This window comes from Algoriphagus aestuariicola (assembly GCF_017254835.1).
In the GTDB taxonomy this organism is placed as follows: Bacteria; Bacteroidota; Bacteroidia; order Cytophagales; family Cyclobacteriaceae; genus Algoriphagus; species Algoriphagus aestuariicola.
Genome location: NZ_JAFKCW010000038.1, coordinates 1 through 350 on the forward strand (window position 1 = coordinate 1; position 350 = coordinate 350).

Annotated in this window: 1 protein-coding gene; it reads left to right on the forward strand. The window is 65.4% G+C overall.

The window, feature by feature from the left end:
- The coding region (locus J0A67_RS23575) for a TonB-dependent receptor domain-containing protein (protein ID WP_206571674.1) at positions 1-350 on the forward strand (350 nt) is incomplete at both ends.

Genomic DNA, 350 nt, shown 5'->3' on the forward strand with positions numbered 1-350 from the left:
GGCGTCCTATAACCGCCTCACCTCCGCCTACGAGCAGATCGGTGAGGTGAAATCCAAAGGGATTGAGGCGGAAGTGCACGCTCAGCCGACGCCGGAGATCAAGCTGATCGCCGCCTACACCTACACCGACGTGGTGACCAAAGACTCCAACTCGGCGGACGAAATCGGCCACAGCCCGGCGGGCATTCCGCGCCACGCGGCGTCCGCCTGGGGCAGCTACAGCTTCCTGAGCGGCGCGCTCAACGGCCTGACCGTCGGCAGCGGCGTGCGTTACATCGGCGATGCGCCGGCCGACGCCACCGGCCAGTACGATGTGCCGCACTACACGCTGTACGACGCCATGGTGAAAT